General features: G+C 54.9%; 5 protein-coding genes. 4 read left to right on the top strand and 1 reads right to left on the bottom strand.

All coding sequences use genetic code 11. The annotated features are described in order from the left end of the window. Window positions 1-716, top strand: a 716-nt coding sequence (locus tag VEI96_02020) for an L-threonylcarbamoyladenylate synthase (protein ID HXX56760.1), incomplete at its 5' end; no start/stop codon positions are given. Between the two features lie 43 nt (window positions 717-759). Beyond that, window positions 760-1,188, top strand: coding sequence for a DUF4019 domain-containing protein (locus tag VEI96_02015; protein ID HXX56759.1), 429 nt, complete (start codon window positions 760-762; stop codon window positions 1,186-1,188). Window positions 1,189-1,234: 46 nt separating this feature from the next. Here the strand turns inward: VEI96_02015 and VEI96_02010 are convergent, their stop codons facing one another. Further along, a complete protein-coding gene (locus VEI96_02010) occupies window positions 1,235-2,227 on the bottom strand; it encodes an SDR family NAD(P)-dependent oxidoreductase (protein HXX56758.1) in 993 nt (330 codons plus the stop codon). 137 nt (window positions 2,228-2,364) lie between these two features. Here VEI96_02010 and VEI96_02005 point away from each other — a divergent pair, with 137 nt between their 5' ends. Together VEI96_02005 and rfbB are read left to right on the top strand one after the other, a co-directional pair. Then, the gene (locus VEI96_02005; GenBank protein ID HXX56757.1) at window positions 2,365-2,838 is read left to right on the top strand and encodes a dTDP-4-dehydrorhamnose 3,5-epimerase family protein; all 474 of its coding nucleotides are present in this window, start codon (window positions 2,365-2,367) and stop codon (window positions 2,836-2,838) included. Then, window positions 2,838-3,832: dTDP-glucose 4,6-dehydratase (gene rfbB, locus VEI96_02000; GenBank protein ID HXX56756.1), on the top strand; the 995-nt coding region annotated here is incomplete at its 3' end. The genes VEI96_02005 and rfbB, both read left to right, overlap by 1 nt.

Here is a 3,832-nt window from a genome sequence, read left to right as displayed (position 1 = left end):
TCGCCCCTGCGGTTCAAAAGCGAGATACGGCGGCGCGGACTCGTTCATACCAGCTTTTTCCAAATAAGACTGTCGTGATCTCCGTCAAACTCGGAAGAGAGAATATCGATACCGCCATAAACGCGGCCCTCGTCGTTCTCTGCCGCGGCGGCATCATAGCCTATCCCACAGAGACGTTCTACGGCCTCGGGGTGAGGTTCGATCTCCACGAATCCCTTAGGAGGCTCTACGCCCTGAAGAGAAGACCGAGGGGAAAGGCGATGCCTCTCCTCATCGGACAGAAGGAATCGCTCCCCTTAATCGTTTCCGAGACGTGGCTGAGGGACATGCCGGGTTCGGCAAGTCTGCTCATGGACAGGTTCTGGCCCGGCCCCCTGACGCTTCTCCTCCCTGCCCGGGTAGGTCTATCCGACTACCTCACCGCGGATACGGGAAAGATAGCGGTGAGAATACCGGGGGAATCGTTCGCCCTCAGCCTCGCGAAAAAGGCGGGCTTCCCGATCACCGCAACGAGTGCCAACCTTTCAGGCATGCCCCCGTCAGAGGATATCGAGACCGTGATAAAATATTTCTCCCGTGGCCCGGATTTTCTCGTTGACGGGGGCCGAGCACCCGGCGGATCACCCTCGACCATACTCGATGCATCCGGAGAAAGGATAACCATGGTTCGTGAAGGTGCGATCCGGCTGTCCGCGTTGGAAGCTGTTTGGAAATGAAAGCATGTGATACGGTAATCCATTCCGTTCTGAGGAGGCAGAAATGAAGACCTTTTCGTTTGTCGTGGTGAGTTTTTTTCTCTTCGTTCTTTTCGTACCGGCCCTTTCAGTGAACGCCGGATCGTCTGCAGAGGAAGCCCCTCAATCAGCTGCCCTGAAGTGGATAGCATTAGTCGATGATGGAAGGTATGCAGAAAGCTGGGATGAGGCATCGCAGTATTTCAAGGCAGCTGTAAAAAAAGACCGCTGGCTGACGTCATTGGAAACGGGGAGGAAGCCCCTCGGCAGGGTTATCCGGAGGAAGCTCAAGTCGGAACAGCATACCACGTCTCTTCCCGGAGCTCCCGATGGAGAATATGTCGTTATCCAATACGAGACGTCCTTTCAGAATAAGAAGTCAGCGGTAGAAACGATCACCCCTGCGTTGGAGAAAGACGGCACGTGGAGGGTCTCAGGTTATTACATCAAATAGGGTTCGCCGGCTATCCCTGTAATATCCGGCCCCCTGCGCGGAATCGTTATAATCGCATCGTCAGGAGAAACTCCCTGTTCTCTCTGTACCACCGGACCGTCTCCCTGATGCCGTCTTCTATCTTCACCGAGGAGAGCCATTTCAGGACGGTCTTTGCCTTTTCTATGTCCGCCCACGTGGCGCGGACATCGGCGGGATGCCGTTCGAGCCATTCGATCTTCGCCTTCTTGCCGAGATTTTCCTCGATGATGCGAATTACTTCCATGAGCTCAAGAGGGGCATCGTTGCCGAGGTTGAATATCTCGTACCCGAACGGCTGAAGGCACTTCAGGGTCCCCTCGGCGATATCATCGATATAGGTGAAGTCCCTCTTCTGCTTCCCGTCTCCGTAGACGGGTATCGGTCTGCCCCTGTCGATGTCGAGGATGAACCTGAAATAGCTCATGTCAGGTCTCCCGGCGGGACCGTAGACCGTGAAGTACCTCGGAATGCTCATATCGATGCCGTAAAGGTAATGGTAACTGTAACAGAGCGACTCAGCCGCCTTCTTCGTGGCCGCATAGGGTGCAAGGGGAGCGTCCGTGCGATCGGACTCTCTGAAGGGGATCTCATTGAGACCGTAGAGACTCGATGTCGAGGCGAGGACGAACTTCCCGATCCCGAACTCCCTGCAGCATTCGAGGAGATTCATGGTACCCTTCACATTCGTATCGAGGTAGATCCAGGGGTTTTCGAGAGATGCCCTTACGCCCGCTCTCGCGGCGAGGTTTATCACCGCGTCAACCCGTCCGCCTAAAAGCCCCGTGACGTGATCCGGTTCGAGAACTGCCCTGAGCCTTTCATAGTCGGCGATATCGAGATTCAAGAATCTGAAATTTTCATGCTTCGTGAGAATCCCGAGGCGCCATTCCTTCAGCCTCGGGTCGTAATAGTCGTTCATGTTGTCCAAACCTAGAACAGCGTCTCCTCTTTCGAGGAGTTTCTTCGAGACCATCCATCCGATGAACCCCGCAGAGCCTGTCACCAGAACAGTCTTCATTTCTCACCCCTGTCAACATTCCGTTGCGTATATATGCGATGAGCGCGCAGCATGGGTACTTTCCTTGTCGTTCCGCGCCATACTTTCATCACGGTTTTTGCTATAATACAACAATTTTGCAAGGAGAGGACAAAGAGATGAAGGGTGCTGAAGTCTTTCCTGACGGAGAAATATCCGGTGTCCTCGTGAGAGAATTCAAACAGCATCACGACAGCAGGGGCTGGCTCGCCGAGACGTTTCGGACAGACGAACTCGGTGACTACAGGCCCGAGATGGGCTATGTCTCTTTGACCTTTCCGGGGGTTACGAGGGGCCCCCACGAGCATAGGGAGCAGACGGACTACTTCTGCTTCCTCGGCAGGTTCACCCTCTATCTCTGGGACAACAGGAAGGATTCACCGACCTACTGGAACAGGATGGTCATCGAGAACGCTGACGGGCTCATCGTGACGGTTCCGCCAGGCGTTGTCCATGCGTACCGGAATTCAGGGGATACGGGCGGAATGGTCCTTAATTTCCCCGACAGGTTATACGCCGGCAAGGGGAAGAAAGAACCCGTGGACGAGATGAGATACGAAAACGACTCCGCGAGCCCCTTCAGGGTCGCTTGATGAAGATCCTCGTTACCGGCGGCTGCGGTTTCATCGGCTCGAATTTTATCAGGCATATGCTCGGTTCATATCCCGATTACCGGATCATCAACCTCGACGCGCTCACCTACGCGGGAAACCTCGAAAACCTGAAAGGCATAAAGGATGACGGCCGTTACACGTTCGTGAAAGGGAGGATCGAAGATTCCTCTCTTCTCAAGGAGGTCATGGCCGGGGTCGACTGCGTAGTGCACTTCGCGGCAGAGAGCCATGTCGACCGGTCTATTCTCGATGCCCAGCCCTTCCTCATCACGAATGTGATAGGTACATCCCTGGTCCTGGAAGCGGCAAAAAGGGTCTGCATAAAGAGATTCGTCCATATCTCGACAGACGAGGTATACGGCGCCCTCGGAGAGGAAGGCAAGTTTACCGAGACGACGCCCCTCCTGCCGAATTCGCCCTATGCCGCTTCGAAGGCGTCCGGGGATTTGATCGTCAGGGCATACCATGAGACGTACGATTTCCCCGCGATCATCGTGAGGCCTTCCAATAATTACGGCCCGTTCCAGTTCCCCGAAAAGCTGATGCCCCTCATGATCACGAACCTCATGGATGAAAAGCCGGTCCCCGTTTACGGCGATGGAAAAAACGTGAGGGACTGGCTCTTCGTCGAAGACAACTGCAGGGCGATTGATCTGATCATCCATCGCGGGAGGACCGGTGAGGTCTATAACGTCGGAGGGAATGCCGAAAGGAAAAACATCGAGATCGTGAAGAACGTTCTCGCGATCCTGGGTAAGGACGAGTCCTTCATCACCTTCGTCAAAGACAGGCCGGGGCATGACTACCGCTATGCCCTTGACAACGGAAAGATAGAGCGTGAGCTCGGCTGGAGGCCGTCCGTAGGCATCGACTCGGGATTGGAGAAGACCGTCGACTGGTACAAGAAAAACGAGTGGTGGTGGAGACCGCTCAAGGAGAGATTGGCCTCCGAGAGTGCCGGATTCTGGACGAG

It is taken from the genome of Thermodesulfovibrionales bacterium, assembly GCA_035622735.1.
In the GTDB taxonomy this organism is placed as follows: Bacteria; Nitrospirota; Thermodesulfovibrionia; order Thermodesulfovibrionales; family UBA9159; genus DASPUT01.
The sequence above is the reverse complement of the archived record's forward strand: the minus strand, read 5'-3'. Positions and strand labels throughout refer to the sequence as shown.

Excerpts from the sequence above, each read along its gene's own strand:
- VEI96_02015 (HXX56759.1), top strand. The coding sequence starts at position 760 with ATGAAGACCTTTTCGTTTGTCGTGGTGAGTTTTTTTCTCTTCGTTCTT.
- VEI96_02010 (HXX56758.1), bottom strand. The coding sequence starts at position 2,227 with ATGAAGACTGTTCTGGTGACAGGCTCTGCGGGGTTCATCGGATGGATG.
- VEI96_02005 (HXX56757.1), top strand. The coding sequence starts at position 2,365 with ATGAAGGGTGCTGAAGTCTTTCCTGACGGAGAAATATCCGGTGTCCTC.